The sequence below is a fragment of the Streptomyces sp. 1331.2 genome, assembly GCF_900199205.1.
Taxonomy (GTDB): Bacteria; Actinomycetota; Actinomycetes; order Streptomycetales; family Streptomycetaceae; genus Kitasatospora.
In genome coordinates this window covers 5,039,765-5,066,638 of the sequence record NZ_OBMJ01000001.1, presented here as the reverse complement: position 1 = coordinate 5,066,638, position 26,874 = coordinate 5,039,765, and the positions used below count along the sequence as shown (strand labels likewise).

The window sequence follows — 26,874 nt, the reverse complement described above, 5'->3', positions numbered from 1 at the left end:
CCCTCGGGCGGGAAGACAGCGGGCCCGGACACCTTGTCGGCGTCCGGGCCCGCTGCGTGCCTCAGGGGGCTGCCGGGGCTCAGGCCTCGGTCTTCTCCTCGGCGCTCTCCTCGGCGGCGGCCTCGACGGTCTCGGCCGTCTCGTCCTCGTCGTCGAAGTTGATCTCGTTGCCCTCGGTGTCGACGACCTTGGCGGCCTCGACCACGGTGGCCAGCGCCTTGCCGCGGGCGACCTCGCCGACCAGCAGCGGCACCTGGCCACCCTGGACGACCTGCTGCGCGAACTGGTCCGGGGTGAGGCCCGAGCCGGCGGCGCGGCGGATGAGGTGCTCGGTCAGCTCCTCCTGGTTAACACCCAGCTCCTCGTCGGCGACGATCTGGTCCAGGACGAACTGGGTCTTGATGCCCTTCTTCGCCTGCTCCTCGATCTCCGCGTCCCACTCCTCGCGGGTCTTGCCCTGGGTCTCCAGGTAGGTGTCGAGGTTCAGGCCCATCGGCTCCAGCTGGTGGTGCTCGACGTTGTGCTTGCGGGTCTGGATCTCGTCCGCGAGCAGCTTCTCGGGGTACTCGATCTCGACCAGCGCGAGCAGCGCGTCCAGCACCTTCTCCTGGGCCTGGGTGGCCTGGTCGTACTCCTTCATGCGCTCCAGGCGCTTGCGGGAGTCGGCGCGCAGCTCCTCCAGGGTGTCGAACTCGCTGGCCAGCTGGGCGAACTCGTCGTCCAGCTCCGGCAGCTCCTTCTCCTGGACGGCGGTGACGGTGACGGTGACCTCGGAGGTCTTGCCCGCCTGGGTGCCACCCTTGAGCTCGGTCTCGAAGGTCTTCTCCTCGCCGGCGGACAGGCCGACGACGGCCTCGTCGATGCCGTCGATCAGGCGGCCCGAGCCGATCTCGTAGCTCACGCCGGTCGCGGTGCCGTCCTCCGGCACCTCGCCGTCGACCTTGGCGACCAGGTCCACGACCACGATGTCGCCGGCGGCCGCGGCGCGCTCGACGTCCTTGACCGACGAGAAGCGCTCGCGCAGCTGCTCCAGCGACTTCTCGATGTCCTCGTCGGAGACGGCGATCGGGTCGACGGTCACCTCGATGGAGGAGAACTCCGGCAGGGTGATCTCCGGGCGGATGTCCACCTCGGCGGTGAACTTCAGGTCACCGCCCTCGGCGATCTTCTCGACACCCTCGATGTTGGTGATGTCGGGCTGGCCGAGGACCTCGATCTTGCCCTCGTCGACGGCCTGCGTGTAGAAGCGCGGCAGGGCGTCGTTGACGGCCTCCTCCAGCACGGCGCCACGGCCGAAACGCTGGTCGATGACGCGAGCCGGGATCTTGCCCTTGCGGAAGCCCGGAACCGTGACCTGCTGGTTGATCTTCTTGTACGCCGCGTCGAGGCTGGGCTTGAGCTCCTCGAAGGGCACCTCGACGGTGAGTCGAACCCGGGTCGGGTTCAGAGTCTCGACGGCGCTCTTCACGGTTTGGTCTCCTATGGCTTGCGGTCAGGTTGTCTCCGCCCGTCCCCGCCGTACGGCCGGAGCCGTACGAGTGGGTCGGACGAGACGGGCGATGGGCGGTTGGAGCTGCATCTCCCGTGGGGGTGGACGGTGAGCTTGACTCCTCGCCCTCGTGCGGTTGACCTGGGTTGACGCCACAGGGACTACCGCCAGCGCCCCATCCTACCGGTACCACGAAAGGCGGACGCCAGGCGCCACCGTACCGCCCGAACAGAACAGGGCCCCGCCCCGGTGGGCGAGACCCTGCCGCACTGTCGGGGTGGCCGGATTCGAACCGACGGCCTTCCGCTCCCAAAGCGGACGCGCTACCAAACTGCGCCACACCCCGTGGTGCCGAGAGGAAGCGTACACGGCAGGCCTGTTCGGCTCGCCGACTATTTCCACCCGGGCGTGCGGGGGCGTGCGCGACGGTCTGCACGGCGCTGTGCGGGGGTGCGCGGAATGCCGTGCGGAATGCGGTGTGCACGGCGGGCGCCGGACCAGGTACGCTGTTCCCCGAACTTCCGGCCGGTACCGGTCGGGGGGTCGCGCGGGCGTAGCTCAATGGTAGAGCCCTAGTCTTCCAAACTAGTCACGCGAGTTCGATTCTCGTCGCCCGCTCTTCGTCCGGCCCCGGTGTGCAGTCCGCACACCGGGGCCGGTTGCGTTCCCGGGATCCGCCCGGCGGGCAGCCCGCGGATCAGAGCCCGAGGCGGGCGGCCCGGGCGGCGGCCCGGTCGAGCAGTTGGTGGACGTCGCCCTCCCGGGTGGTGGGGCGGTCGTTGAACTCGTCCGGGGAGTGCGCCGGGCGGCCGGTGGCGTGCAGCACCTCCATCAGCTGGACCCGGGCCGTGCGGACGGTGGCCGGGGTGCCGTAGCCGTACGCCAGCACGGCGGCCTGGGCACCGAGCAGGCAGACCCGGCCCGCCTCGTCCCACATCGCGCCCTGCAGCCAGCCGTGGGCGCCGATGTAGCGGGAGGCGAGCCTGAGGTGGCCGGCCGCGCTGACCGGGACGGGGCGGGCGGGGCGGCGCAGCACCCGGTCGAGCAGGGTGGCCCGGGGCAGCGGGTGGCCGGTGTGCCAGGGCTGCGGGGTGCTGCCGTACGGGTGGACGGACGGATGGGCGTACGGATGGGCGTACGGCGCGGGGGCGGGCAGGGAGGCGAGGTACGCCTCGATCTCGGCGACCAGGCCGCAGCCGTCCGGGTGGACCAGCGGCGGGGGTGCGGGCAGGGGCGTCGGGGCGGGCGGGGCGGTGGTGCGGGGCATGCGGGCCCTCCGGGCGGACGGCGTGCGGGTTCCGCTGCCCAAAGTGGGGCATTGCAGACAATTCCGCGACCGGAGGGCCCGGGCGTCCGGACGGTTTCCCGGTTGCCTCCCGGGCCGATAGCCTCGGCGGCGTTCGAGCGCAGTTCGAGCGTGAGCTCAGCCGCCGCGCTCCCGAGGTGGAGGAGTCCCGGTGCGTCCGCAGGAGCGACTGGCCGTCATACAGCGCTGTGTGGTCCGGGAGATGGCGCGACTGGGCCAGGTCTTCCGCCCCGACGGCGAGGTCGTGCGCGGCCCCGGCACCACGGCGGTCGCGGTGCGCGAGCACCCCGGGGACGACGGCACCGGGCACGTGGACCTCGGCTTCGTGCTCCAACTCGGCCGCGCGGACGCCCCGGTGGTGTGGGACTGCGCGGCCGGCCTCGGCAAGACCGAGGAGGAGAAGCTCGCCAACGCGGTCAAGATGTGGGCGACCACCACCGCCTCGGTGCTGGTCGAGCTGGCCGAGGGGTACGGGCTGCGCGCCGACCGCCCGGACGTGCCCGAACTCCCGGGCTGGCACGCGGTGCAGGGGCCGGCGGCGGTGTTCGGCTTCGGCAACGAGCACCTGGCGGGATGGCTCGCCGAGAACCGGGTGCTGCCGGCGCTGGCGCCCGCGCTGCGCTCGGAACTGACCGGGCCCGGCCCGGTCGGGGTGAAGCTCTTCCTGGGCGGGAAGGCGGGGGACGACGTCGCCGAGGTCCGGGTGGGCGGCGAAGTCTCGGAGGCGGCCTCCGCGGCGCTGCGCGCGCTGGACTGGCCGCGGGGTGAACGGCTGTGCTGGGCGCGGCTGTTCGTCCTGTTGACGACCGAGCGGACCGCGCCCGAGCAGGCCGCACCGGCGGGTGGCGTGGCACCCGCACCGATGCGCGCCCAGGCGGCCCCGGCGGCGGTGCGCCCCCGGGGTCTGTTCGCCCGCTGGCGGGAGGCCAGACGGGCCGGCCGGTGAGGAGGTCCGGCTACCCGCCGGTGATGCTGGAGATGCTGTGCGCGAGGTTGGCCAGCAGGGAGTTGATCGAGGTCGCGACCGTGGTCTCGTGCAGCATGAAGCCGAACAGGGCGGCGACGATCGCGTGCGGGATCTTCATCTGCTTGTTGCGGATGAAGATGATGCTCAGGATCGCGAACAGGACCAGCGCGGAGACGGAGAGTGCCACCCGGACTCACTTCCTCGTTTTCATAGCGGGGTGCCACCACCCGGCGACACCAGCGAAAGCCGGACCCCGGCCTGTCTGTCCGACGGTCCCGAGGCGGAATCGCGGACCGTCCGACACACCGCCGGTGAGGGAGCCCACGGTCGACCGCTGTCTGTCGTGCCGCACGTGACGCCCCCTATCCCCCGAATCCTGAACAGTCCCGCCCGGACTCAGTGTGGTCGACCGTGCCGATTGCGTAAAGGTCTGACAGTCAGCCCAACGCCGATATCCTGCGATGCGAGACGAGTTTCCGCCGACCGGGACGATAGTCGAGCCGCCCTGACGAATCGTCGGCGGGGCCGCGCTGAGCGGCCGGGAAGCGGTCGGAGGCGGGTAACGGAAGCCGCTGGTCCGGTCTACCGACGGGCCGTCCGATTTGGCCGAAGATCAGCTGCCAGGCTTGACAGCTGCTGCCTGCGGCATGTGCCAGGAAGCGACCCGTCGGCGCCTAATCGCGCCAGAGCAGCAGGACCGCGCGGTCGTCGTTGATGTCCCGGGCGACGGTCTCGATCAGTGCGGCCGCGCTGCCCGCCCCCGCGCCGCCGCCGGGGACCAGCCGGTCCGCCTCGCCCATCAGCCGGTCCATGCCCTCGGTGAGGTCCCGGCCGGGGGCCTCGACCATGCCGTCGGTGCACAGCATCAGGACGTCGCCCCGGTTCAACCGCCCGCGCACGCCCTCGAACTTGGCGCCGTCGTAGATCCCGAGCAGCGGGCCGTCGGCCTCCTTGACCTCCCAGCGGCCGGCGCCCGCCAGTCGCTGCATGCCCGGCAGGTGCCCGGCCGACAGCAGCTCGTACTCCCCGGTGTCCAGGTCCAGCACCAGGTGGACGGCGGTGGCGAAGCCCTCGTCCCAGGACTGGCGCAGCAGGTAGCCGTTGGCGGCGGGCAGGAAGTCGTGCGCGGGCAGCGAGCCGACCAGGCCGCCGAAGGCGCCGGAGAGCAGCAGCGCGCGGGAGCCGGCGTCCATGCCCTTGCCGGAGACGTCCGCCAGGACCACCTCCAGCAGCCGCTGGCCGGGGCCGGTGCGGGCGGCGACCACGAAGTCCCCGGAGAAGGACTGCCCGCCGGCCGGGCGCAGCGCCATGTCCGCGTGCCAGCCGTCCGGCAGCCGGGGCACCCGGCTCTGCACCCGCAGCCGCTCGCGCAGGTCGAACAGCATGGTGGAGCCGCCCCACCAGGGCACACCGACCCGCGCCCGGAACTGGGCCAGCAGCAGGCCGCCCACTCCGGCGGCGCCGACCACCAGGGCCGCTCCCGGGGTCACGCCGTAGAGGTAGGCCTGCGGGTTGTCGCTGGCGACCCGCTGGCCGGTGTGGATCACGGACTCGGCCGAGAGGCCGAGCGCGGCCAGCGCGTAGAGCACCACCAGGCTGCCGGGGCGCAGCAGCAGCGCGCCCGCCAGGATCGGCAGGACCAGCGAGGTGGGCGGGGCCCAGTCGGGGATCCAGATGTTGAGCAGGATCAGCATCGGGACGAGCAGGGCGAGCGCGCAGAGCACCGGCCAGTCGGCGGCGCCGCCGCGGAAGTAGTCCACACCGGCCGTGCGCAGCCTTCGGCGGACCCGGCGGAGCCTCTTGCGCAACCGGGCCGTCACGGACTCGGACGCCGGGGCGGCGCCGGGCCTCGTCGCAGTCGTCTGGGGCGGTGCGCCCGGCGGTCTGCCAGCCATGGGGCCCGACCCTATCCACGGGTACGGCCCGGCGTCGACGGCCCGGGGGCGGGCGCGGGCGCCGGGGCGCGGGGCGCTCGGCGGGTTTCGGCCGATCGGGGCGGCCGCGGGCAGGTCGTCAGGAGGCGTACGGCGGTTGGGCGTACGGAAACAGGCGGGCGGCGTGCGCGCCCCGCGCGCGGTGCCGGCTGCGCGCCGGGGCCTGTGGCCGATCCCACAGGACCGGGGTCCGCCGGACGGGCTCCGGCACCGGCTGCGCCCCGGGACGGCGGCGGCCGGCCGCACGGGAGGGTGCAGCCGGCCGGGAGGAGGGTGGGGGCGGGATCAGCCCTGGGGGTGGTGGGCCGGGATCGGCGGGAGCTCGCCGGTGGTCTCGTACTCGCTCAGCATCTCGATCCGGCGGGTGTGCCGCGGCTCGCCGCTGTAGGGGGTGGCGAGGAAGACCTCGACGAACTTGGTGGCCTCGTCCTCGGTGTGCATGCGGCCGCCGATGGAGATCACGTTGGCGTTGTTGTGCTGACGGCCGAGCTCGGCGGTCTGCACGCTCCAGGCCAGCGCGGCCCGGACGCCCTTGACCTTGTTGGCGGCGATCGCCTCGCCGTTGCCCGAGCCGCCGATCACGATGCCCAGCGCCTCCGGGTCGGCGGCGGTGCGCTCGGCGGCGCGCAGGCAGAACGGCGGGTAGTCGTCCTCGGCGTCATAGATGTGCGGCCCGCAGTCGACCGGCTCGTGGCCGGCCCCCTTCAGCCACTCCACGAGGTGGTTCTTCAGTTCGTATCCGGCATGGTCGGAGCCCAGGTACACGCGCATGCCATGAGTGTGGCATGCGCGTGTGCCCGGGCCCGACAACGGGGGCCGGGCGGGCCGATCAGGCTGTGCTCAGCGGCGGCCGAGGAGCTTCCAGGTCAGCGGCAGGGCGCCGGCGGCGAGGGCCGCCTTGAGGGCGTCGCCGACCAGGTACGGGTAGAGGCCCAGCTCGGCGGCGCGGGCGAGCGACACGTGCAGCGAGAAGGCCAGGTACGGGACGCCGACCGCGTAGATGGCGAGGCTGCCGAGGACCATGGCGACGGCGGTGTTCACCGGGGTGCGGTCGGCGCCGCGGCGGGCCAGCGCGCCGGTCAGGGCGGCGGCGACGACGAAGCCGAGCACGTAGCCGAGGGAGGGCATCGCCCAGCCGGAGGTGCCCGCGGCGAACCAGGGCAGGCCCGCCATGCCGGCCAGCAGGTAGAGGGCGAGCGAGGCGACGCCGCGGCGGGCGCCGAGCGCGGTGCCGACCAGCAGGGCGGCGAAGGTCTGGCCGGTGACCGGCACCGGCGAACCGGGGACGTTCACCGACAGCTGGGCGGCCACGCCGGTCAGCGCGGCGCCGCCGGCCACCAGGGCCAGGTCGCGGGCCTGGGCGCCGAGGCGGGTGGACGCGGCGGGCAGCAGGTCGGCGAGGACGGCGCGGCGCGGTATCGGGGTGGTGGCGGTGGCCATCGGGGGCTCCTCCGTGGGGATCCGGGTGAGTGAACACCTGTGAACCTACGCGGTGATCCACTCCGCCACCTTCACGGTTTCGGACAAAGCCCCGCCTGTTCGCATTGTCGGAACCACCCGGGAACGACCCTTGGTGACGGTGCAGTCACTCCACGTTTCCACCTGGTCCGCAATGTGGTCCCGGGCCGGAACGCGTTGGCATGAACAGAGGTGTCCCCGGATATTGGACAACTCATGCCGCATACCGCACAGTCTGGAACCACCCCTATGGCCCCCACCTCCGCGCCCCCGGCGCCCGGGACCACCGACGCCGCCACCCCGGCGTCGAACAGCCAGCAGCTCTCCCACGGGCTGAAGCAGCGCCACCTGTCGATGATCGCCCTCGGCGGTGTGATCGGCGCGGGCCTCTTCGTCGGCTCCGGCGCGGGCATCGCGGCCGCGGGTCCTGCGATCATCCTGGCCTTCGTGCTCTCCGGCCTGCTGGTCATGCTGATCATGCGGATGCTCGGCGAGATGTCCGCGGCCCGTCCCGCCTCCGGCTCGTTCTCGGTGCACGCCGAGAAGGAGATCGGCCCGTGGGCCGGGATCACCGCGGGCTGGATGTACTGGGTGATGCTCTGTTGCGGCGTCGCCGCCGAGGCCACCGCCGCCGGGAAGATCGTCAACGGCTGGGTGCCGGGCGTCTCCTCGTGGGTGTGGGTCGCCCTGTTCATGGTCTTCTTCTGCGCCAGCAACCTGACCGCGGTGAAGAACTTCGGCGAGTTCGAGTTCTGGTTCGCCACGATCAAGGTCGCCGCGATCATCGCCTTCCTGGTCCTCGGCGGGCTGGGCATCGCCGGGGTGCTCGGCCCCGGATCCCCCGGCACCGACAACCTCACCGGCCAGGGCGGCTTCTTGCCCACCGGTGTCAACGGGCTGATCGTCGGTCTGCTCGCCTCGGTCTTCGCGTACGGCGGCCTGGAGACCGTGACCATCGCCGCCGCCGAGTCCGACGACCCCAAGAAGAACGTCGCCAACGCCGTGCGCACCGCGGTGTGGCGGATCGCCATCTTCTACATCGGCTCGATGGCCCTGGTGGTCACCCTGGTCTCCTGGAAGGACCCGGCGGTCGTCGCCGACGGCCCGTACGTCACCGTGCTGCGCCACCTCGGGGTGCCCGGCGCGGGGGCGATCATGCAGGTCGTGGTGCTGGTCGCGCTGCTGTCCGCGATGAACGCCAACATCTACGGCGCCTCCCGGATGGCGTACTCGCTGGTCGGCCGCGGCCAGGGCCCCAAGGCGCTGGCCAAGGTCAGCGGCGGGGTGCCGCGCCGGGCCGTGCTGGCCTCCTGCCTGTTCGGCTTCGGCGCCGTGCTGGCCGCCAAGTTCTGGCCCGACACCGTGTTCACCTGGCTGATGAACACCACCGGCGTGGCGATCCTGGTGGTCTGGCTGTTCATCTGCGTGGTCCAGCTGCGGATGCGCCGCCGGCTGGAGCGCGAGGCGCCCGAGCTGCTGACCGTGAAGATGTGGGGCTACCCGTACCTGACCTGGGTCGCGATGGCCGCCGTGGCCGGCATCCTCGCGCTGATGACCACCACCGAGGGCAACCGGGAACAGCTGTACGCGGCCGGGGTGCTGGTGGCGGTGCTGAGCGCCGCCGGGCTGCTCAAGCAGCGCCGGGACGCCGCCACGCGCTGAGGCCGACCCGAAGGGCCCGGTACCGGAGTCCGGTACCGGGCCCTTCGCCGTACGGCCGCACGGCCTCTCGGAGGCCGCGCGAACACCCGAAGGCGGTGCGAACACCCGAAGGCCGCGCGAACACCCGAAGGCCGTGCGGTCACTCGAAGGACGGGCCGGCCGTCCGGGTGCGCTTGATCTCGTAGAAGCCCGGGGTGGAGGCCACCAGCAGGGTGCCGTCCCAGAGCCGGGCCGCGGCCTCGCCCTTCGGAGCCGGGGTGACCACGGGGCCGAAGAAGGCGACCCGGTCGCCGTCCGCGCCCTCGACCGCGATCACCGGGGTGCCGACGTCCTCGCCGACCAGGCTGATGCCCTCCTTGTGCGAGGCGCGCAGGGCCTCGTCGTGGGTGTCGGTGTCGGCCGCGTCGGCCAGCTCGGCGGGCAGGCCCGCGGCCACCAGGGCGGCCGTGACGGTCTCCCGGTTCTGCGGCAGGCCCTGGTTGTGGAAGCGCAGGCCCAGCTCGGTGTAGAGCCGGCCGAGCACCTCCTCGCCGTGCTGCTCGGCCGCGGCTATGCACACCCGCACCGCGCCCCAGGCGTTGTCCAGCATCTTGCGGTAGCTCTCCGGGAGGTCCCGGTGCTCGTTCAGCACGGACAGGCTCATCACGTGCCAGCGCAGGTCGACCGGGCGCAGCTGCTGAACCTCGATCAGCCAGCGGGAGGTCATCCACGCCCACGGGCAGGCCGGGTCGAACCAGAAGTCTGCGGTCTTGCGCTCAGCGGCAGTCGTCACTGCGTGTCGTCCTTCGTGAGGGGGTCCGGGCCGGGAATCTCCGCCCCCGAGGCCCAACACCCGCACGGCGCCGCTGATTCCGGCGCGGACGCGGCGGCCTGTGCAATGGTACCGACGGCGGGGGCGTGAAAGGATGACCCGCGTGCGCGGCCACACCGCGCACCGTGACCGCACCGCCCAGACCCGCACCACCGTGCGAGCCGGACAAAGGAGTACCGCCGTGCCGGGCAAGAACCTCAGCCGCGACGAAGCCCAGCACCGGGCCAGCTTCCTGGCCGTGGACGGCTACCGGGTCCGGCTGGACGTGACCTCGGCGCCGGACCCGGCGGCCGCCACCTTCCGCTCCACCACCACGATCGCCTTCCGCTGCTCCCGGCCCGGCGCGGACACCTTCCTCGACCTGCTCGCCCCCGCCGTCCGCTCGATCACCCTCAACGGCCGCGCCATCGACCCGGCCACCGCCTACGACGGCGCCCGGGTGCACGTCGACGGCCTGGCCGCCGAGAACGAGCTCACCGTCGAGGCCGACTGCGCCTACAGCCGCACCGGCGAGGGCCTGCACCGCTTCGTCGACCCGGTGGACGGCGAGACCTACCTGTACACCCACTACGAGCCGGCCGACGCCCGCCGGGTGTTCGCGACCTTCGAACAGCCGGACCTGAAGGCCCCGTTCACCTTCACCGTGACCGCCCCGGCCGCCTGGGACGTGTGGTCCAACGCCCCGCACGAGACCGTCACCGAGACCGCCACCGCGGAAGGCGCCGCCCGCACCTGGGAGTTCGCGCCGACCAAGCCGATCTCCACCTACCTCACCGCGGTCGTCGCCGGCCCGTACCACGTCGCCCGCGACCACTACAGCCGCGAACTCGCCGACGGCACCACCCTGGAGATCCCGCTCTCCGCGATGTGCCGCAAGTCCCTCGCCCCGTACTTCGACGCCGACGAGATCCTCGGCGTCACCAAGCTCGGACTCGACTTCTTCCACGAGGAGTTCGACTACCCGTACCCCTTCGGCAAGTACGACCAGGCCTTCGTCCCCGAGTACAACATCGGCGCGATGGAGAACCCGGGCTGCGTCACCTTCCGCGAGGAGTTCGTCTTCCGCTCGAAGGTCACCGACGCCGCCTACGAGGGCCGGGCCAACGTCATCCTGCACGAGATGGCGCACATGTGGTTCGGCGACCTGGTGACCATGCGCTGGTGGGACGACCTGTGGCTGAAGGAGTCCTTCGCCGACTTCATGGGCTCCTACGGCCTGATCGGCGCCCGCACCCGCTACTCCTCCGCCTGGGTCACCTTCGCCAACCAGCGCAAGGCCTGGGCCTACCGGCAGGACCAGTTCCCCACCACGCACCCGATCACCGCGGACATCCGGGACCTGGAGGACGCCAAGCTCAACTTCGACGGCATCACCTACGCCAAGGGTGCCTCCGTCCTCAAGCAGCTGGTGGCGTACGCCGGTTCGGAGGCCTTCTTCGAGGGCGCCCGCCGCTACTTCAAGCGCCACGCCTTCGGCAACACCGAGCTCACCGACCTGCTGGACATCCTGGAGGAGACCAGCGGCCGCGACCTCAAGTCCTGGGCCGCCGCCTGGCTGCAGACCGCCGGCGTCAACGCGCTCACCCCGCAGGTCACCACCGACGCCGAGGGCCGGATCACCGAACTGGCCGTCGTGCAGGACGGCACTGCGGACGATTCTGCGACTCCGTCGCGTGGTCTGCGCCCGCACCGGATCGCGGTCGGCCTGTACGACCGGGACGCCGACGGCGCCCTGGTGCGCACCGAGCGGATCGAGCTGGACGTCACCGGCGCCCGCACCGTGGTCACCGGCGCCACCGGCCGCCCCCGCCCGGCGCTGGTGCTGCTCAACGACGACGACCTGACCTACTGCAAGATCCGCTTCGACGAGGAGTCGCTGGAGACCCTGCGCACCGGCCTCGGCGACATCCGCGACGAACTGTCCCGCGCCCTGGCCTGGTCCGCCGTCTGGAACCTCACCCGGGACGGCCTGATGCCGGCCCGCGACTACGTCGCCCTGGTGCTGCGCTTCGCCGGCCAGGAGGGCAACATCGGCGTGCTGCAGTCGCTGCACGCCCAGGCCAAGACCGCCGTCGACCTGTACGCCGACCCGGCCTGGCGCGCCGAGGGCGGCCGGCTGCTCGCCGACGGCGCCCTGCGCGAGCTGCGCGACGCCGTCCCCGGCAGCGACCACCAGCTGGCCTGGGCCCGCTTCCTCGCCCAGACCGCGGGCGGTGCCGAGCACCTCGGCCTGGTCCGCGGCCTGCTTTCGGGCAGCGCCCGGATCGACGGCCTGGAGGTCGACCAGGAGCTGCGCTGGTCGCTGTGGCTGGCCCTGGCCGCCGCCGGTCAGGCCGGTGACGAGGAGCTGGCCGCGGAGCTGGCCGCGGACAACACCGCGAGCGGCAAGCGCCAGTACACCCAGTGCCTGGCCGCCCGGCCCACCCCGGAGGCCAAGGCCGCCGCCTGGTCGGCCGTGGTCGACTCGGACGAGCTGCCGAACGCCCTGGTCGAGGCCAACATCGCGGGCTTCGCGCTGCCCTCCCACCGCGACCTGACCGCCCTCTACGCGGCGCCGTACTTCAAGCTGCTGGAGCGGATCTGGTCCGAGCGCACCATCGAGATCGCGATGCGCTTCGTCGGCGGCTTCTTCCCGAGCGCGCAGACCACCGAGCAGACCCTGGCCGAGGCCGACGCCTGGCTGGACGGGCACCCGCAGGCGGCCCCGGCGCTGCGCCGCCTGGTCCTGGAGCGCCGGGACGACCTGGCCCGCGCCCTGCGGGCGCAGGCCTGCGACCGGGGCTGACCGCCTGAGCTCAGGCTGAGCGAACGGGCCCGCCGACGTTGGCGCAGCCCTCTGACCCTTTTGCACAGGAAGTCGGTCTGGCCGACGTCCTGCGCAAAAGGGTCAGACAACCCCGTCGCCGTTTCGGCTGTGCCGAAGCGGCGACGGGGTGACAGCGGAATGGGCTGCCCGCACAGTGCTGTGTTGCGTGGGAGGGGATGGCGGTGGCCGCCATGACCCCGTGCCCCGGCCCGGCATCTGCCGCCCCTGCGCACAGGATGCGGAAGAGGCCGGACCGCGGAGTGCGGTCCGGCCTCCCCTTGAGGCGCCTGGGCTCAGCCGTTGATCAGCGAGCGCAGCACGTACTGCAGGATGCCGCCGTTGCGGTAGTAGTCCGCCTCACCGGGGGTGTCGATGCGCACGACCGCGTCGAACTCCTTGCTGGTCCCGTCCGCGCCGACCGCCTTGACCTTGACGGTCTTCGGGGTGCGGCCCTCGTTGAGCTCGGTCACGCCGGTGATGGAGAAGGTCTCCTCGCCGGTCAGGCCGAGGGAGTCGGCGTTCTCGCCCTCCGGGAACTGCAGCGGCAGGACGCCCATGCCGATCAGGTTCGAGCGGTGGATGCGCTCGTAGGACTCGGCGATGACGGCCTTGACGCCCAGCAGCGCGGTGCCCTTGGCGGCCCAGTCGCGGGACGAGCCGGAGCCGTACTCCTTGCCGGCCAGGACGACCAGCGGGATGCCGGCGGCCTGGTAGTTCTGCGAGGCGTCGTAGATGAACGACACCGGCGCGTCGGCCTGGGTGAAGTCGCGGGTGTAGCCGCCCTCGGTGCCCGGCGCGATCTGGTTGCGCAGGCGGATGTTGGCGAAGGTGCCGCGGATCATCACCTCGTGGTTGCCACGACGGGAACCGTAGGAGTTGAAGTCGCGCTTCTCGACACCGTTGGCGGTCAGGTACTGCGCCGCCGGGGTGCCCGGCTTGATGTTGCCGGCCGGGGAGATGTGGTCGGTGGTGACCGAGTCGCCCAGCTTGGCCAGGACGCGGGCGTCGGCGATGTCGGTCACCGGGCTCGGGGTCTTGGCCATGCCCTCGAAGTACGGGGGCTTGCGGACGTAGGTGGACTCGGCGTCCCACTCGAAGGTGTTGCCGGTCGGGACCGGGAGCGACTGCCAGCGGTGGTCACCGGCGAAGACGTCCTGGTAGCCCTTGTCGAACATGGCCTCGTCGATGGAGCCGGCGACGACCTCGGCGACCTCCTGCTCGGACGGCCAGATGTCGGCGAGGAAGACGTCGTTGCCGTCGGCGTCCTGGCCCAGGGCGTCCTTGGTGATGTCGACGTTCATGTTGCCGGCGAGGGCGTAGGCGACCACCAGCGGCGGGGAGGCCAGGTAGTTCATCTTGACGTCGGGGTTGATCCGGCCCTCGAAGTTGCGGTTGCCGGAGAGCACCGAGACGACTGCGAGGTCGGACTCGTTGACGGCGGCCGAGACCTCCTCGGGCAGCGGGCCCGAGTTGCCGATGCAGGTGACGCAGCCGTAGCCGACCAGGTTGAAGCCCAGCTTCTCCATGTACGGGAGCAGGCCGGCCTTCTCGTAGTAGTCCATGACGACCTTGGAACCGGGCGCCAGGGTGGTCTTGACCCAGGGCTTGACGTGCAGGCCCTTCTCCACGGCCTTCTTCGCCAGCAGGGCGGCGCCCAGCATGACGGAGGGGTTGGAGGTGTTGGTGCAGGAGGTGATCGAGGCGATCACGACCGCGCCGTTGTCGATCTCGTAGGTCGAGCCGTCGGGGGCGGTGACGGTGGTCGGCTTCGAGGCCTCGGCGGAGTAGGTCGGCAGCGCCTCGGCGAACTTGCTCGCGGCCTCGGCCAGGATCACGCGGTCCTGCGGGCGCTTCGGGCCGGAGATCGACGGGACGACGGTGGAGACGTCCAGCTCCAGGTACTCGGAGTAGACCGGCTCGACCGACGGGTCGTGCCAGAGGCCCTGCTCCTTGGCGTACGCCTCGACCAGGGCGAGCTGCTGCGCGTCGCGGCCGGTGAGCTTCAGGTAGTTGATGGTCTCGGCGTCGATCGGGAAGATCGCACAGGTCGAGCCGAACTCCGGCGACATGTTGCCGATGGTGGCGCGGTTGGCCAGCGGGATGGAGCCGATGCCGTCGCCGTAGAACTCGACGAACTTGCCGACCACACCGTGCTTGCGCAGCATCTCGGTGATGGTGAGCACCAGGTCGGTGGCGGTGGTGCCGGCCGGCAGCTCGCCGGTCAGCTTGAAGCCCACCACGCGCGGGATCAGCATGGAGACCGGCTGGCCGAGCATCGCGGCCTCGGCCTCGATGCCGCCGACGCCCCAGCCCAGCACGCCCAGGCCGTTGACCATGGTGGTGTGCGAGTCGGTGCCGACGCAGGTGTCCGGGTAGGCCTGGCCGCCCCGGACCATGACGGTGCGGGCCAGGTGCTCGATGTTCACCTGGTGGACGATGCCGGTGCCCGGCGGGACGACCTTGAACTCGTCGAAGGCGGTCTGGCCCCAGCGCAGGAACTGGTAGCGCTCCTTGTTGCGGCCGTACTCGATCTCGACGTTCTGGGTGAACGCGTCCTTGGTGCCGAACTTGTCGGCGATGACGGAGTGGTCGATGACCAGCTCGGCCGGGGCCAGCGGGTTGATCTTGGCCGGGTCGCCGCCCAGCTCCTTGACGGCCTCGCGCATGGTGGCGAGGTCGACCACGCACGGCACGCCGGTGAAGTCCTGCATGATCACGCGGGCCGGGGTGAACTGGATCTCCTGGCTCGGCTGGGCGTTCTCGTCCCAGTTGCCGAGGGCGCGGATGTGGTCGGCGGTGATGTTCGCGCCGTCCTCCGTGCGGAGCAGGTTCTCCAGCAGCACCTTGAGGCTGTACGGCAGCCGCTCGGAACCCTCGACGGCGGAGAGCTTGAAGATCTCGTACGACTCGTCGCCCACCTGCAGCGAGCTGCGGGCGTCGAAGCTGTTCGCGGACACGACTGACTCCTTCTGGGTGCTTCGTGCGATATCCGGCCGCCACGCGGTGGTAAGGTCAGCCTTACTTAGGCTTGCCTTGCCCGCATCGCCGGTGAGCGCCTCTCGGCAAGTATCTTGATGTCGAGATATATCCTAAGCGGCAGTTATCTCGATGTCGAGATAAACCATAGTGCATGCCGTGACTCACTCGCCGTCCGGGCCGCGCCGCTTGCGCTCCAGCCTGATCAGCCAGACCGCTCCCGCCACCACCGCGGCTGCCATCAGCAACACCACCACAAGCTCACCACCGGAACCGCCGGTCGGCGAGGGGGCGATGTCCGCCAGCAGGGTTGTCCTCATACGTTCACCTCCGCTCCATCCGCGCTCCGCTCCGAACCGGCCCGCGCGCCGACGCCGGCGCTGTCGCCGAGGCTGTCGCCGAGGCTGTCGCCGGCGCTGTGGCCGAGGCTTGCGCCGGCACCGAGGCTGTCGCCGGCGCCGAGCACCAGCATCAGCAGCACCGGGAACTCCAGATAGGCGTGGTAACTCGCCAGCGCCGCGTACAGGGACCGGCCCTGCGCGTAGTCCACCGCGAACAGCAGCGCCAGCAGCAGCCCGGCCCCCGCGCCCAGCAGCCACGCCCGCACGCCGCGCAGGGCCGGTACCCGGGCGTCGAAGCGCTCCGCCGCCTCCGGCGCGTACCGGGGCAGGAACCAGACCCAGACCACGTAGTGCATCGTCTGCAGGAAGGCGAACACCGCCAGGAAGCGCAGGCCCACCTCCGGCGTCAGCCAGGCCGGCGGGGTGTAGGCGGCCGCCAGCCGGTCCGTCCATCCCCCCGCCCAGCCGCTCGCCCAGCCGTCGGCGGGCCGGGACAGCAGGCCGTCCAGCAGGCCGCTCAGCAGCAGCGCCGGAACCAGCAGCACCCAGCCGCACTGCACCGCCAGGAACACCGCCCGCCCGCGCAGCAGCCGGCGCGACCACTCGGCCAGGAACAGCAGCGGCACCACGTTGTGCAGGTGCGCCAGCACCACGAAGTGGTACGCGGGGAAGGCCAGCGACGCCGCCCCGGCCCCCAGCAGCAGCACCGCGATCCCCGCCAACAGCCGAGGACGGCCGCGCAGCCCGTACCGGCAGGCGGCCGCCAGCAGGCCGTACGCGAGCAGGATCTCCGCCGACTGGGACACCCGGGACGGCGGCAGCAGCCGGCACAGCACGATGCCGGTCACCAGCACCAGCAGCAGCCGCAGCAGCGGGCCCGCCAGGACGGCGGCGAACCGGCCCGCGACGTAGCGCAGCTCCAGCACGTTGTGCAGCAGTCCGAAGGTGGCCAGACCCAGCACCGCCAGGCCCGTCGGCGCCCGCAGGGCCAGCGCGAGCGCGAGGACGGCCGACAGTGCGAAGCCCGCCAGCGGGGCGGCGACCTGGCCGGGCGCCGCGCCGGGCGCGGGCCGGACCGGCGGGGCCGGCGGTGCCGGTGCGACCTCGGTGGCCATGCTCCCCTCCCCGTGGCACGATCCCCGCCGTGCCCTACGCCCTCGCCCTGGCCCTGACCCTGCTGGTCGAGGTCCCCGTCTACACCGCCGCGCTCGTCCGGGCCGGCGGCCTGCGCCCCGTCCGGGCCGCCGGTGCCGCCGTCCTGGTCAACCTGGCGACGCACCCGCTGCTCTGGTGGTCCCTGCGGCCGTACTCCGCCGGGCCCGCCGCAGCGTACTGGACCGCCTTCGGGATCGGCGAGGCCGGCGTCTGCCTGATCGAGGGCGCCCTGCTCGGCCCGCTCACCGGGCTGCGGCTGCGCACCCCGCTCCCCTGGGCCGCCGCCACCACCGCCAACGCCGCCTCGGTGCTCGCCGGGTTCCTGCTCGGGAGCTGATCCGGTTCCACATTCCGTCCCGGCGGCCCGTAACGCGGCCTCCGGACTCAGGCGTCTTACCAGGCACAGGGGGCGCAGACCCCACATCCACGGGGTTCGAGGGGACGGCAGTGACCGGAAAGAAGCGACGGGCGGAGGAGACCGCGGAGTTCGAGGGCTTCGCGTACGGCCGGGGGCAGAGCCTCTTCCGCACGGCCTTGCTGCTGTGCGGCGACTGGCACCTGGCCGAGGACCTCACCCAGGTCACCCTGGCCAAGCTCTACGCCTCCTGGTCCAAGGTCCGGCGCGCCGAGAACCAGGACGCCTACGCCCGCAGCACCCTCGTCCGCACCTACCTCTCCCACCGCCGGCTGCGCCGCACCGGCGAGCGGCCCGCCCTCGGCGAACTGCCGGAAGGCATCGCCCCCGAGGGCGACCCGGCGCTGCGCGTCACCCTGCTCACCGCCCTCGCCGAACTGCCGCCCCGGGACCGGGCCGTGCTCGTCCTGCGCTACTGGGAGGACCGCAGCGTCGACGAGACCGCCGCCGAACTCGGCCTCAGCACCGGGGCGGTGCGCAGCCAGTCGCTGCGCGCCCTCGGACGGCTGCGCGCCGTCCTCGGCCCGGAAGCCGCCGACCAGCTCACCCTGTCCTGAGCCCACGTCACGCACCCGAGAGGAACACCCGCATGAACGAGTCCGACGTGGACGGCCGGAAGCTGTCCGCCACCTTCGAGCGCGCGCTGGACGGGGTCGGGGCCGACCTGGGCCCGCTGGTCGCCGGGGCCGCCGAACGGGGCCGCTCGATCCGGCGCCGACGGCGGACGACCGCGGCCGGCGCGGCCGCGGTCGCGGCCGTCCTGGTCGTCGGCGGCGCCCTCACCCTGCGGCCCGGCGGCGGCAACGCGGCCGTCACCGTCCAGGCACCGACCGCCTCCGCCTCCGCCTCACCGATGCCGAGCCGGGCGTTCCCGCAGTTGCTGCAGAAGTCCGACACCGGCCCCGAACGGCTCGACCCGGGCACCGGCGCCCAGCAGGGCTCGGTCGCCCTCACCGGGCACGCGGCCGTCCTCACCCTCGCCCGGGCCCTGCCCCCGGGAGGACACACCTCCGGGTTCTCCGGCTACTCCGGGGTGGTCGGCTGGACCGAAGCGCCGACCAGGAACGTGGCCGCCCGGGCCACCCTCCTGTACGACGACGGCACCGGCCCGGTCGAGGTCGGCGTCGAGGTCGACGGCGGCATCGGCGCCCTCTACCGGCCCGGCTCCTACCCGCCGGGCCCCGGCCAGGACCCGTACGTCATCGGCTACGACGACGAGTACGACTGCACGAAGACGGTCGCGCCGAACATCCGCTCCTGCTCCGCCACCGTGCTCCCGGACGGCGGCCACCTCAAGCTCACCGAGTCGGTCCTCGACCGCGTGACCACCCGCACCGTCAACCTGCTGCGCCCGGACAACACCCGGGTCATCGTGACCGCCACCAACTCCGTCCCGGTGGCGGACTCCAGGAAGCCCCAGCCGCTCCGGGAGGGACTGCCGCTGAGCCTCGACCAGTTGCAGACCGCCGCGATGGCCGCCGGCTTCCACGAGTGGATCACCCCGGAGGAGGCCGAGCGGGCCGAGGAGGCGGTCCGGCCGTTCCACGACGACACCCCGGGGAAGAACATGCCGTCCGGCACCGGCACCGGCGCGAACGCGGGTGCCGCCACCGCCGGCCCGACGCCCGGCGGCAAGGGGTGAGCGCCGCCCCGGTACGGTGACCCGAGTTGACGTACGGGGACGGGCAGGGGAACGACCGATGATCGTGGTGGACGCATCCGCGCTGGTACTGGCACTGGCCGACGAGGGTCCGCGCGGAGCCGCCGCCCGGGCCGAACTCGCCTCCGGCGGCGAGTGGTTGGCGCCCGAGCACATCCTGGTCGAGGTGATGCAGTCGCTGCGCGGCCTCTACCTGGCCAAGGAGCTGACCGCCGCACGGGTCGCCGAACTCACCGGCGAACTGGCCGCGGTGGCGATCCGCAAGGTCGAGGTCGCGCCGCTGCTCGGCCGGATCTGGGAGCTCAAGGACAACCTGACCCCGGACGACGCCGCGTACGTCGCGGTGGCCGAACTGCACGGGGTGCCGCTGGTCACCGCCGACCTGCGACTGATGCGGGCCAGCGGGCCGCGCTGCGAGATCCGGGGGATCCGGCGCGAGCCGGCCTGACGGCGAGGGCCGTTGCGGGCGGTGGCGGCTGTTGCGGGCGGCGGCTGTTGCGGGCGAGTCTCCCGCGCGGGCCGGCGGTGTCCTTCACGGGCCGGCGCCGTTAGCAGGGTGACCGTCGCCCTGCCCCGGAAGGCCCGACCGATGTCCGCTCCGCTCGCCGCCGCCCTGCTGCCGCTGGCCCTGCTCGCCCCTACCGCCACACCGGCCTCCGCTTCGCCGGCCTCCTCCTCGGCCCCCACGTCGGCGGTCTCCGTACTGGAGGCCGCCTTCGACCCGGCCACCGCCTTCGTCCCGCCGACCGCCGTCAGCTACGCGGCCGACCTGGTGCCGTACGGCTCGCACGCCCGGGTCGTCACCGACCGCTCGGTGCCCGGGCGGACGGTGCTCACCCTGACGGCCTCCGGGCTCGCCGCCGACCACGAGTTCCCGGTCCACCTGCACACCGGAAGCTGCGGGGCCGACCCGGCCTCCTCGGGCCCGCACTACCAGAACGCGGTCGACCCGGTGCAGCCGTCCACCGACCCCGCGTACGCCAACGAGCACAACGAGCTGCGGCTGCTGCTGCGCACCGACGGCCGGGGCGGGGGCACCGCCACGACCGCGGTGGACTGGCAGCCCCGGCCCGGCGGGGCGCGCTCGCTGGTGCTGCACGCGGGCAGCCCGGCCGGCCCGCGCGCGGCGGGCGACCGGGTGGCCTGCGTCAAGCTGGAGCGCTGACCGGCGGGAACTCAGGAACCCGGCAGGTCAGGAACCCGGCAGCTCAGGAGCCCGGCGGCTCAGGAGCCCAGGGTGGCGACCAGAACAGCCTTGATGGTGTGCAGCCGGTTCTCGGCCTGGTCGAAGACGATGGAGTGCGGCGACTCGAACAGCTCGTCGGTGCACTCCAGTTCGGTCATTCCGGTCGCCTCGTACATCTGCCGCCCGACCACCGTGCCGAGGTCGTGGAAGGCCGGCAGGCAGTGCAGGAACTTCACGGCCGGGTTGCCGGTGGCGCGGACGGTGTCCATGGAGACCTGGTAGGGCTTGAGCAGCTCGATCCGCTCGGCCCAGACCTCCTTGGGCTCGCCCATCGAGACCCAGACGTCGGTGTAGAGGAAGTCGGCGCCGGCCACGCCCTCGTCGACGTCCTCGGTCAGGGTGATCCGGGCGCCGGTCGTCTCGGCCAGGGCCTGCGCCGACTTCTGCACGTCCTCGGTCGGCCAGAGGCCGCGCGGGGCGACGATCCGGATGTCCATGCCGAGCAGGGCGCCGGTGACCAGCAGCGAGTTGCCCATGTTGGAGCGGGCGTCGCCGAGGTAGGCGAGCGCGACCTCGGGGAGCGGCTTGACGGTGTGCTCGGTGATGGTGAGCACGTCCGCCAGCATCTGGGTGGGGTGCCACTCGTCGGTCAGGCCGTTCCAGACCGGGACTCCGGCGTGCTCGGCGAGCTCCTCGACGACCTCCTGGCCGTGGCCGCGGTACTCGATGCCGTCGAACATCCGGCCGAGCACTCTGGCGGTGTCCTTGATGGACTCCTTGTGGCCGATCTGCGAGGCCGCCGGGTCCAGGTAGGTGGTGGTGGCGCCCTGGTCGTGGGCGGCGACCTCGAAGGCGCAGCGGGTACGGGTGGAGGTCTTCTCGAAGATCAGCGCGATGTTCTTGCCGCGCAGCCGGGGCTGCTCGGTGCCCGCGTACTTCGCCGCCTTGAGCCCGGCGGCGAGGTCCACCAGGAAGCGGAACTCCTGGGGCGTGAAGTCGAGCTCCTTGAGGAAGTGCCTGTTCCGGAGGTTGAAGGCCATGCCGGGCTCCTGGGGTGACGGGACGAGGGGGGAAGGCTGGCAAGTGTATACGATGCGCCGAATTTCTATACAGAATAGGACGGGCGGAAGGGGAGCCCAGTAAGGACTCCCCTTCTCACCATCCACCGCTACAGCCGCGGGTCGACCGGCTCCGACTCCAGCGCCAGCACGGCGAACACCGGCTCGTGCACCCGCCACAGCGGCTCCCCGGCCGCCAGCCGGTCCAGCGCCTCCAGGCCCAGCGCGTACTCGCGCAGCGCCAGTGAGCGCTTGTGGCCCAACGCCCGCTGGCGCAGCCGGTCCAGGTGCTCGGTGTAGTCCGGGCCGTAGATGATCCGCAGGTACTCCCGGCCGCGGACCTTCACCCCGGGCTGAACCAGCCCGCCCGGCCGGCCCTTCCCGCGCGAGGTCCGCACCAGCGAGGCCAGCGGCTTGACCACCATGCCCTCGCCGCCCGCCCCGGTCAGCTCCTCCCACCAGGCGGTGGCGGCGGCCATCGAGGCCTCGTCCTCGGTGTCCACCAGGATCCGGCCGGTGCGCTGCAGCACGGGCTCCTTCGCCCCGCCCGCACCGTAGGCGCCGCCCGCCCTGTCGGCACCGTCGGCACCCCCGGCGGCCACCAGCTCCTCGGCGGCCACCAGCTCCTCGTCGGCCGCCGCCAGGCGGTCGATCCAGGCCAGGTGCTCGTCGTGCGGGCGCACCGCGAGGTTCGCCCCCTCGGCGGCCAGCAGCTGGAACGGCGCCAGCCGGATGCCGGACAGGCCCTCCGTCGGCCAGCAGTAACGCCGGTACGCCTCGGTGAACGCCCGGGCGTCGGTGGCGCGCTGCCGCTGGCGGTCGGTCAGGGCGGCCAGGTCCAGGCCGCGCCCGGCCGCCCGCTCCAGCGCGGACAGCACCTCCGGCAGGGCGGCACCCGCCGCCGCACCGACCGCCGCGTACTGGCGGCGCAGCAGCTCCACCGCCTTCAGCGACCACGGCATCAGCTCGGCGTCCAGCAGCAGCCAGCCGGTGCCCAGCTCCTCGAACAGCCCGGCGCGCTCGGCGGCCGCCCGCACCCGGCCCAGGACGGCGGCGGTCAGCTCGTCGTCGCCGAGGAAGGCGCGACCGGTACGGGTCCAGATCGCGCCCGGGCCGGCCACGCCGAAGCGGCGTTCCAGCTCGGCCCCGTCCCGGGCGACCAGCAGCACCGCGCGCGAGCCCATGTGCTTCTCCTCGCACACCAGGTGCCGCACGCCGTCCGCGCGGTAGGCGAGGAAGGCCTCCTCCGGGTGCTCCAGGTAGCCGTCCCGGCGGGAGGTCGCGCTCGGCGCCATGGTCGGCGGCAGATAGGCGAGCAGCCGCGGATCCAGCGCGAAGCGGCTCATCACCTCCAGCGCGGCCGCCGCGTTCTCCTCCCGGACGGCGACCCGCCCGTGCAGACCGGTCTCGACGATCCGGCGCCCGGCCACGTCGGCGAGGTCCAGCGGGCGGCCCTCACGGGCGCCCGGCGCGTCGGTGATCATCGGGCGCACCGGGGCGTACCACTCGCGCTCGGCCTCGACGCTCACCAGCTCCCGCTCCGGGTAGCGCAGCGCGGTCAGGCTGCCGCCGAAGACGCAGCCGGTGTCCAGGCAGATGGTGTTGTTGACGAAGCTCGCGGTCGGCACCGGGGTGTGGCCGTAGACCACCAGCGCCCGGCCCCGGTACTCCTCGGCCCACGGGTAGCGCACCGGCAGGCCGTACTCGTCGGTCTCGCCGGTGGTCTCCCCGTACAGCGCGTGCGAGCGGACCCGGCCGGAGTTACGGCCGTGGTACCGCTCCGGCAGACCGGCGTGGCAGACCACCAGGGCGCCACCGTCCAGCAGGTAGTGGCTGACCAGGCCGCGCATGAACGCGCGCACCTCGGCCCTGAACTCCTCGCTCTCCCCCGCCAGCTGGTCCAGCGACTCCTGCAGACCGTGCGAGACGGTGACCTTCTTGCCGTCCATCGCCCGGCCGAGCTTGTTCTCGTGGTTGCCGGGCACGCAGATCGCGTGACCGGCCGCCACCATGCCCATCACCAGGCGCAGCACGCCCGGGGTGTCGGGGCCGCGGTCGACCAGGTCGCCGACGAAGACGGCGGTACGGCCCGCGGGGTGCTCGGCGTCCACCGGGCGGCCGTGGGCGTCCCGGGTGAGCGCGTAGCCGAGGCGGGTCAGCAGGGTCTCCAGCTCGGAGCGGCAACCGTGGATGTCACCCACGATGTCGAACGGGCCGGAGAGGTGGCGCAGGTCGTTGTAGCGCTTCTCCAGCTCGATCCCGGCCGACGCCACCTCGGCCTCGCCGCGCAGGATGTGCACCTTGCGGAAGCCCTCGCGCTCCAGGCCGCGCAGGGAACGTCGCAGCTCGCGGTTCTGGCGCGGGATGACGTGGGCCGGCAGCTGCCGGTCCGGGCGGGAGCGGTTGCGCTCGGCGCACACCCCCGGCGGGACGTCCAGGACGATCGCGATCGGCAGCACGTCGTGCTCGCGGGCGATCCGGACCAGCTGACGGCGGGCCTCGGGCTGGACGTTGGTGGCGTCCACGACGGTCAGCCGGCCGGCCGCCAGGCGCTTGCCGACGATGTAGTGCAGGAGGTCGAAGGCCTCGGCGGAGGCCGACTGGTCGTTCTCGTCGTCGGCGACCAGGCCGCGGCAGAAGTCGGAGGAGACGACCTGGGTGGGCAGGAAGTGGCGGCGGGCGAAGGTGGACTTGCCCGCGCCGCTGGTGCCGATCAGGACGACGAGGGAGACGTCGGTGACGGGGAGGCGGCGGGGGGTGGTGCTCGCGGTCGTCGCGGCGGCGCCGGTCGCGGCGGGTGCGGCGTCGGTTGCGGTCGCGGCGGTTGCTGCCGGGTCGGTTGCGGTCGGGTCGGCTGCTGTCGGGTCGGCTGCGGCGTCGGTCATCGGGATTCGCCTCCTTCGGGTGTCGTCGTCGGATCGGTGGCGGTCGGCTGGGCGACCGGGCTTTCGGTGGCGGTACGGAACAGGGCGAGCTGCGTCGGCGCGCCGACCTCCTCGTCCTCCGGGCCGACCGGGCGCAGCACCACGGTGTAGCCGTAGGCGGCCGCGACCTTCTCGGCCCAGGCCCGGAACTCGGCGCGGGACCACTCGAAGCGGTGGTCAGCGTGCCGGACCGCGCCCGCCGGAAGGCTCTCCCAGCGCACGTTGTACTCGGCGTTCGGCGTGGTGACCACGACGGCCCGCGGACGGGCGGCGCCGAACACGGCGTACTCCAGGGCGGGCAGCCGCGGCAGGTCCAGGTGCTCGATCACCTCGCACAGCACCGCCGCGTCGAAGCCCTTCAGCCGGGCGTCGGTGTACGTCAGCGCACCCTGAACCAGCGTCACCCGGGCCGCCTGCCGCTCCGGCAGCCGCTCCAGGCGCAGCTTGCGGTTCGCCGCCTGCAACGCCCGGACGGACACGTCCACGCCGAGGATCCCGGTGAACCGGGCGTCCTTGAGCAGCTCGCCGATCAGCTCGCCCTGCCCGCAGCCGAGGTCGGCGACCCGGGCGGCACCGGTCTCGTGCAGGGCCTCGACGATCGCGGTGCGGCGCTGCTCGGCGAGGGACGGCGGGCGGGGCTCCGCCTGCTCGCCGCTCTTCCGGCTGCTCGGCTGACCGCCGTCCTCCTGGCTGCCGTCCTCGCCGGGCTCGTCCCCGGGTCGGTCGTCGACCGCGTTGTCGATCTCCTCGACCTCACGGTCGTCCGCCTCCGCCAGCCGGGCCAGCTCCAGACGCTCCATCGCGGCCCGGGTCAGCGACCAGCGCCGGGCGAGGTAACGACGGGTGATCAGGGCCCGCTCCGGGTGGGCTGCCAGCCAGCCCTCGCCGGCGGCGAGCAGCTTGTCCACCTCGTCCGGGGCGACCCAGTAGTGCTTGGCACCGTCCAGCACCGGCAGCAGCACGTACAGCTGCTGGAGCGCGTCGGCGAGCCGGACGCTCTCGGAGGCGAGCGCGATCCGCACGTACCGGGAGTCGCCCCACTCCGGGAACGCCTCGTCCAGCGGGATCGCCGCCGCCTCGACCCGCCAGCCCAGCGGCTCGAACAACCGGGCCACCATCGCCGCGCCGCCGCCCTCGCCCGCACCGTTCGCGGGCACGGCGGGCAGCTCGATCCGCAGCGGGCGGACCTGCCCCGGCAGTTCGGGACGGGCCGGGCAGGCGCCCTTCATCGCGGACCTGAACACCGTCCGCAGCGCCACCGCGAGCAGCGAGGACGCGGCGTACGGGCGGTCGTTGACGTACTGGGCGAGCGCGAAGTCGGGCGAGCCGCCGCGCCCCCTGCCGTCGCCCCGGCCCTTGCGGACCAGCGCGATCGGGTCGACGTCCAGCAGCAGCGCCGCGGTGCAGACCTCGTCCCCCGCCTCGGGGTAGAAGACGTGGGCCTCACCGTGCGACGTCGTGAACCGCTGGACCTTGCCGGGGTGCTTGTGCAGCAGGAACCCGAGATCCGTGGCCGGATTCTCGGCGCTGCCTGTGGTGGAGATCGACATGAACACCCGCCGAAGTATTGACCAGGAACCGGCCCCTGAGCACCGGGTTTTCCCGTCCGGCGCCCCACCGGCCGGGGAAGCCGCCGGGCGTGTCCGCACGGTGGGCGTGTTCGGCAGCGGGGCCCCGCATTGGTTAACGTGCACGATGTGACTGCTGAATCCACCTCGCGCGAATCCACCTCCCCGGCGAACGGCGCCGTGGCCGCCGGTCTGGCCACCATCGCCGCCGACGGCACCGTCCTCGACACCTGGTACCCCGCCCCCGTGCTGGCCGCCGAGCCCGGCCCGGCCGGCACCGTCCGACTGACCGCCGAGCAGGCCGAGGCCGAGCTCGGCGCCGGTGCGGCCGAGGCGCTGCGCGCCGACGCGCGCCGCGGCGTCGAGGTGGTAGCCGTGCGCACCACCATCGCCTCGCTGGACGAGAAGCCGCTCGACACGCACGACGTGTACCTGCGCCTGCACCTGCTCAGCCACCGCCTGGTCGAGCCGCACGGCCAGAACCTGGACGGCATCTTCGGCCTGCTGGCCAATGTCGCCTGGACCAGCATCGGCCCCGTCCCGGTGGACAAGGTCGAGCAGGCCCGCCTCGCCGTGCGCGCCCAGGGCGGCCAGCTGGCCGTCTACGGGATCGACAAGTTCCCGCGGATGACCGACTACGTCGCCCCGACCGGCGTGCGCATCGCCCACGCCGACCGCGTCCGGCTCGGCGCGCACCTGGCCGCCGGCACCACCGTGATGCACGAGGGCTTCGTCAACTTCAACGCCGGCACGCTGGGCACCTCCATGGTCGAGGGCCGGATCAGCGCGGGCGTCGTCGTCGGCGACCACAGCGACATCGGCGGCGGCGCCTCGATCATGGGCACCCTGTCCGGTGGCGGCAAGCAGGTCGTCTCGGTCGGCGAGCGCTGCCTGCTCGGCGCCAACGCGGGCATCGGCATCTCGCTCGGCAGCGACTGCGTGGTCGAGGCCGGCCTCTACGTCACCGCCGGCACCCGGGTCACCACCCCGGACGGCACGGTGGCCAAGGCCGTCGAGCTGTCCGGCCAGGACAACCTGCTGTTCCGCCGCAACTCGCAGACCGGCGCGGTCGAGGTCATCGCCCGCTCCGGCTCCTGGGGCGGCCTGAACGCCGACCTGCACGCCCACAACTGACGTACGGTCACAGGCCGTTGGGCT

The 26,874-nt window shown here is 72.8% G+C and carries 22 protein-coding genes and 2 tRNA genes; 10 read left to right on the top strand and 14 right to left on the bottom strand.

Annotation, left to right across the window (positions count from 1 at the left end):
• Positions 1-79 precede the first annotated feature (79 nt).
• Both tig and CRP52_RS21720 read right to left on the bottom strand, forming a co-directional pair.
• Complete coding sequence (tig, locus tag CRP52_RS21725) at positions 80-1,468, bottom strand: trigger factor (RefSeq protein WP_097237906.1); 1,389 nt, start codon at positions 1,466-1,468, stop codon at positions 80-82.
• Positions 1,469-1,761: 293 nt separating this feature from the next.
• Positions 1,762-1,835: transfer RNA gene (locus CRP52_RS21720), tRNA-Pro, on the bottom strand.
• Positions 1,836-2,036: 201 nt separating this feature from the next.
• Between CRP52_RS21720 and CRP52_RS21715 the strand changes: the two genes are divergently transcribed.
• Positions 2,037-2,107, top strand: a tRNA-Gly gene (locus CRP52_RS21715).
• Positions 2,108-2,186: 79 nt separating this feature from the next.
• Here CRP52_RS21715 and CRP52_RS21710 read toward each other — a convergent pair.
• Entirely contained in the window at positions 2,187-2,756 is a 570-nt protein-coding gene (locus CRP52_RS21710; protein ID WP_097237905.1) for a DUF6197 family protein, read from the bottom strand.
• A gap of 190 nt (positions 2,757-2,946) precedes the next feature.
• Here CRP52_RS21710 and CRP52_RS21705 point away from each other — a divergent pair, with 190 nt between their 5' ends.
• The gene (locus CRP52_RS21705) at positions 2,947-3,741 is read left to right on the top strand and encodes a DUF6348 family protein (protein WP_143685801.1); all 795 of its coding nucleotides are present in this window, start codon (positions 2,947-2,949) and stop codon (positions 3,739-3,741) included.
• A 10-nt stretch (positions 3,742-3,751) separates the two neighbouring features.
• Here the strand turns inward: CRP52_RS21705 and CRP52_RS21700 are convergent, their stop codons facing one another.
• The 4 genes from CRP52_RS21700 to CRP52_RS21685 all read right to left on the bottom strand — a co-directional run bounded on the left by CRP52_RS21700 (position 3,752) and on the right by CRP52_RS21685 (position 7,136).
• On the bottom strand, positions 3,752-3,949 hold the full coding sequence (locus CRP52_RS21700; RefSeq protein ID WP_030058274.1) for a hypothetical protein: 198 nt from the start codon (positions 3,947-3,949) through the stop codon (positions 3,752-3,754).
• A 487-nt stretch (positions 3,950-4,436) separates the two neighbouring features.
• On the bottom strand, positions 4,437-5,570 hold the full coding sequence (locus CRP52_RS21695) for a PP2C family protein-serine/threonine phosphatase (protein ID WP_257032794.1): 1,134 nt from the start codon (positions 5,568-5,570) through the stop codon (positions 4,437-4,439).
• Positions 5,571-5,981: 411 nt separating this feature from the next.
• A complete protein-coding gene (locus tag CRP52_RS21690; RefSeq protein WP_097237902.1) occupies positions 5,982-6,467 on the bottom strand; it encodes a ribose-5-phosphate isomerase in 486 nt (161 codons plus the stop codon).
• Between the two features lie 69 nt (positions 6,468-6,536).
• Positions 6,537-7,136, bottom strand: a complete 600-nt coding sequence (locus tag CRP52_RS21685; protein WP_097237901.1) for a biotin transporter BioY — start codon at positions 7,134-7,136, stop codon at positions 6,537-6,539.
• A 267-nt stretch (positions 7,137-7,403) separates the two neighbouring features.
• Between CRP52_RS21685 and CRP52_RS21680 the strand changes: the two genes are divergently transcribed.
• On the top strand, positions 7,404-8,816 hold the full coding sequence (locus CRP52_RS21680) for an amino acid permease (RefSeq protein ID WP_097237900.1): 1,413 nt from the start codon (positions 7,404-7,406) through the stop codon (positions 8,814-8,816).
• A gap of 139 nt (positions 8,817-8,955) precedes the next feature.
• On the opposite strand, the gene CRP52_RS21675 is transcribed toward CRP52_RS21680, so the two are convergent.
• Positions 8,956-9,588 (bottom strand): mycothiol-dependent nitroreductase Rv2466c family protein, encoded by a 633-nt coding sequence (locus CRP52_RS21675; protein WP_097237899.1) that lies wholly within the window; start codon positions 9,586-9,588, stop codon positions 8,956-8,958.
• A gap of 220 nt (positions 9,589-9,808) precedes the next feature.
• Between CRP52_RS21675 and pepN the strand changes: the two genes are divergently transcribed.
• On the top strand, positions 9,809-12,412 hold the full coding sequence (gene pepN / locus CRP52_RS21670; protein WP_097240258.1) for an aminopeptidase N: 2,604 nt from the start codon (positions 9,809-9,811) through the stop codon (positions 12,410-12,412).
• A gap of 314 nt (positions 12,413-12,726) precedes the next feature.
• Here the strand turns inward: pepN and acnA are convergent, their stop codons facing one another.
• From acnA to CRP52_RS21660, 3 genes are all read right to left on the bottom strand, one after another.
• On the bottom strand, positions 12,727-15,390 hold the full coding sequence (acnA, locus tag CRP52_RS21665; RefSeq protein WP_097237898.1) for an aconitate hydratase AcnA: 2,664 nt from the start codon (positions 15,388-15,390) through the stop codon (positions 12,727-12,729).
• Positions 15,391-15,573: 183 nt separating this feature from the next.
• Positions 15,574-15,729, bottom strand: coding sequence for a hypothetical protein (locus tag CRP52_RS38385; RefSeq protein WP_179852877.1), 156 nt, complete (start codon positions 15,727-15,729; stop codon positions 15,574-15,576).
• On the bottom strand, positions 15,726-16,865 hold the full coding sequence (locus CRP52_RS21660) for a hypothetical protein (RefSeq protein ID WP_179852876.1): 1,140 nt from the start codon (positions 16,863-16,865) through the stop codon (positions 15,726-15,728). Before CRP52_RS21660 ends, CRP52_RS38385 begins: the two co-directional genes overlap by 4 nt.
• Before the next feature lie 29 nt (positions 16,866-16,894).
• On the opposite strand from CRP52_RS21660, the gene CRP52_RS39745 reads away from it, so the two are divergent.
• From CRP52_RS39745 to CRP52_RS21640, 5 genes are all read left to right on the top strand, one after another.
• Positions 16,895-17,242, top strand: coding sequence for a hypothetical protein (locus tag CRP52_RS39745; RefSeq protein WP_143685800.1), 348 nt, complete (start codon positions 16,895-16,897; stop codon positions 17,240-17,242).
• Positions 17,243-17,352: 110 nt separating this feature from the next.
• On the top strand, positions 17,353-17,877 hold the full coding sequence (locus CRP52_RS39740) for a SigE family RNA polymerase sigma factor (protein WP_121175072.1): 525 nt from the start codon (positions 17,353-17,355) through the stop codon (positions 17,875-17,877).
• A 32-nt stretch (positions 17,878-17,909) separates the two neighbouring features.
• Positions 17,910-18,962, top strand: a complete 1,053-nt coding sequence (locus CRP52_RS21650; protein WP_097237896.1) for a hypothetical protein — start codon at positions 17,910-17,912, stop codon at positions 18,960-18,962.
• 58 nt (positions 18,963-19,020) lie between these two features.
• Positions 19,021-19,428, top strand: a complete 408-nt coding sequence (locus CRP52_RS21645) for a type II toxin-antitoxin system VapC family toxin (RefSeq protein ID WP_097237895.1) — start codon at positions 19,021-19,023, stop codon at positions 19,426-19,428.
• A gap of 141 nt (positions 19,429-19,569) precedes the next feature.
• Positions 19,570-20,145, top strand: coding sequence for a superoxide dismutase (locus tag CRP52_RS21640; RefSeq protein ID WP_097237894.1), 576 nt, complete (start codon positions 19,570-19,572; stop codon positions 20,143-20,145).
• 59 nt (positions 20,146-20,204) lie between these two features.
• Here the strand turns inward: CRP52_RS21640 and argF are convergent, their stop codons facing one another.
• The 3 genes from argF to CRP52_RS21625 form a co-directional block, all read right to left on the bottom strand.
• Entirely contained in the window at positions 20,205-21,206 is a 1,002-nt protein-coding gene (gene argF, locus CRP52_RS21635) for an ornithine carbamoyltransferase (protein ID WP_097237893.1), read from the bottom strand.
• A gap of 128 nt (positions 21,207-21,334) precedes the next feature.
• Positions 21,335-24,109 carry a polynucleotide kinase-phosphatase gene (locus CRP52_RS21630; RefSeq protein ID WP_097237892.1) on the bottom strand — a complete coding sequence of 925 codons (2,775 nt, stop codon included), beginning with the start codon at positions 24,107-24,109 and terminating at the stop codon, positions 21,335-21,337.
• Entirely contained in the window at positions 24,106-25,704 is a 1,599-nt protein-coding gene (locus CRP52_RS21625) for a 3' terminal RNA ribose 2'-O-methyltransferase Hen1 (protein ID WP_097237891.1), read from the bottom strand. Before CRP52_RS21625 ends, CRP52_RS21630 begins: the two co-directional genes overlap by 4 nt.
• A 141-nt stretch (positions 25,705-25,845) precedes the next feature.
• Here CRP52_RS21625 and dapD point away from each other — a divergent pair, with 141 nt between their 5' ends.
• Positions 25,846-26,850: a 2,3,4,5-tetrahydropyridine-2,6-dicarboxylate N-succinyltransferase gene (gene dapD / locus CRP52_RS21620; protein WP_097237890.1), complete on the top strand. Its 1,005-nt coding sequence runs from the start codon at positions 25,846-25,848 to the stop codon at positions 26,848-26,850.
• Positions 26,851-26,874 lie beyond the last annotated feature (24 nt).

Coding starts and splice junctions, on each gene's coding strand:
- argF (WP_097237893.1), bottom strand. CDS start 21,206: ATGGCCTTCAACCTCCGGAACAGGCACTTCCTCAAGGAGCTCGACTTC.
- CRP52_RS21710 (WP_097237905.1), bottom strand. CDS start 2,756: ATGCCCCGCACCACCGCCCCGCCCGCCCCGACGCCCCTGCCCGCACCC.
- CRP52_RS21660 (WP_179852876.1), bottom strand. CDS start 16,865: ATGGCCACCGAGGTCGCACCGGCACCGCCGGCCCCGCCGGTCCGGCCC.
- CRP52_RS21640 (WP_097237894.1), top strand. CDS start 19,570: ATGTCCGCTCCGCTCGCCGCCGCCCTGCTGCCGCTGGCCCTGCTCGCC.
- CRP52_RS38385 (WP_179852877.1), bottom strand. CDS start 15,729: ATGAGGACAACCCTGCTGGCGGACATCGCCCCCTCGCCGACCGGCGGT.
- CRP52_RS21630 (WP_097237892.1), bottom strand. CDS start 24,109: ATGACCGACGCCGCAGCCGACCCGACAGCAGCCGACCCGACCGCAACC.
- CRP52_RS21690 (WP_097237902.1), bottom strand. CDS start 6,467: ATGCGCGTGTACCTGGGCTCCGACCATGCCGGATACGAACTGAAGAAC.
- CRP52_RS21650 (WP_097237896.1), top strand. CDS start 17,910: ATGAACGAGTCCGACGTGGACGGCCGGAAGCTGTCCGCCACCTTCGAG.
- CRP52_RS21680 (WP_097237900.1), top strand. CDS start 7,404: ATGGCCCCCACCTCCGCGCCCCCGGCGCCCGGGACCACCGACGCCGCC.
- CRP52_RS21645 (WP_097237895.1), top strand. CDS start 19,021: ATGATCGTGGTGGACGCATCCGCGCTGGTACTGGCACTGGCCGACGAG.
- CRP52_RS21685 (WP_097237901.1), bottom strand. CDS start 7,136: ATGGCCACCGCCACCACCCCGATACCGCGCCGCGCCGTCCTCGCCGAC.